Genomic DNA, 1,652 nt, shown 5'->3' on the forward strand with positions numbered 1-1,652 from the left:
GCACCACGGCCGCCACCGAGGGGATGGCCGGGGCGATGGGTGGCACCACGGGCGCCACCGAGGGGATGCCGGGCACGGAGGGAGGACGCGCGGCGGCCACCGAGGGGACGGCGGGCACGGGCGGGACACCCGTGCGCGCGGCGGCGGGAGGCGGAGGCGGCACCGCGGGCCCGGAGGCCGACGGAGGACGGGGCGCGGAGCCGGCGGGCGCGAGGGCGGGCAGCGAGACGGTGGGACGCGCTCCCGGGCGGACCGGCGGCTGTGTCGACGGCGGAGCGGCGGGCGGCGCCACCTGACCCACGGCGAGCGTGGGCGGAGGACGCGGCGGCGCCGGCGGGGTGACGGGAGGACGCACCGCCGGGCCGGAGCCCGAGGCGGGTGGCACGGAGGGCACCGCGCCGGCACCCGAGGCGGGAGGCACGGGGGGCACCGCGCCGGTGCTCGGAGCGGACGCGCCGACGGAGGGCACCGCACCGGACGGAGGGCGCTGGGCGGCGGGAGCACCGGGAGGAACCGCGCTGGAGCCCGGACGCGGAGTCGCCGCGGCCGCCGGGGGCACGCCGGTGGCGGGGGCCACGGGGCGCTGCGGGGCGCCGGAGGCGGAACCAACCGCGGGGATGCCGGCGACGGTCGGGCGCTGCGCGGACGCGGCAGGCACCGCGGGCGACGCGGTGGGCACCGCGGGGATGCCGCTGACGGTCATCCGCTGCCCGGGGGGAAGTGGCGCGGCCGGAGGCACGGCGGAGACGGCGCCCGACTGCGGCGAGCGTGCCTGCGCCGCGCCTGCGGGTCCGGAGGCCTGCGAGGGCGCGCCCACCGGAGGCGTCACGGAGGGCAGCCCGGCCGGAGTGCCACGAGGCGCGGGGCCGGTGGGGCTGGCCGTCACGGGCGTGATGGAAGGAAGCCCGGCCGGAGTCCCGCGAGGCGCGGGCCCCGCCGCCGGAGGCGTGACGGAGGGCGGAGCGCCCGGAGCCTGTGGCGCGGCCACGGACGGCGCACCCGGGACTCCGGGCGCCTGCGGCGCGCTCGGGGCCGCGGGACGAGCGGACGGAGCCGCCGCGCGCGCGGGAGCCTGGGGCGTGGCGCCCGGAGGCACAGGCTGCGCACCGGCCGCGCCCACGGCGGGCGTGGACACAGTGGGACGCGGCACCGCCGGCGTCGGCTGCGCACCGACGGCGGGCGTGGCGACGGTGGGGCGAGGCACCGCGGGAGTCTGCTGCGCACCCGTGGCACCCACGGCCGGAGTCGACACGGTGGGACGCGGCACGGCGGGCGTCTGCTGCGCACCCGCGGCCGGAGTCGACACGGTGGGACGCGGCACGGCGGGCGTCTGCTGCGCACCCGCGGCACCCACGGCTGGAGTCGACACGGTGGGGCGGGGCGTCGCGGGAGCCTGCTGCGCACCCGCCGCGCCGACAGCCGGAGTCGACACGGTGGGACGTGGCACCGTCGGCTGCGCACCCACGGCGGGCGTGGCGACGGTGGGGCGCGGAGCGATGGGGGCCGGAGTGGCCGGCGAACGCGGGGGCGCGGCCTGGGCCGTTCCCGGAGGCTGCGCTCCGGGCGTGGCGCCCGGAGGGCGCGGCGCTGCCTGGGGCGTGGCACCTGGGGCGGGCGTAGGCTGTGGCGCGGCGGTCGCGGGCGCGCCGGGC

1 pseudogene is annotated in these 1,652 nt (G+C 82.4%); it reads right to left on the minus strand.

From position 1 onward, the window contains the following. Positions 1-1,432 (minus strand): annotated as a pseudogene (locus HG543_RS53515) (hypothetical protein); the annotation flags it as partial. Positions 1,433-1,652 lie beyond the last annotated feature (220 nt).

The sequence above is a fragment of the Pyxidicoccus fallax genome, assembly GCF_012933655.1.
GTDB classification, from domain to species: domain Bacteria; phylum Myxococcota; class Myxococcia; order Myxococcales; family Myxococcaceae; genus Myxococcus; species Myxococcus fallax.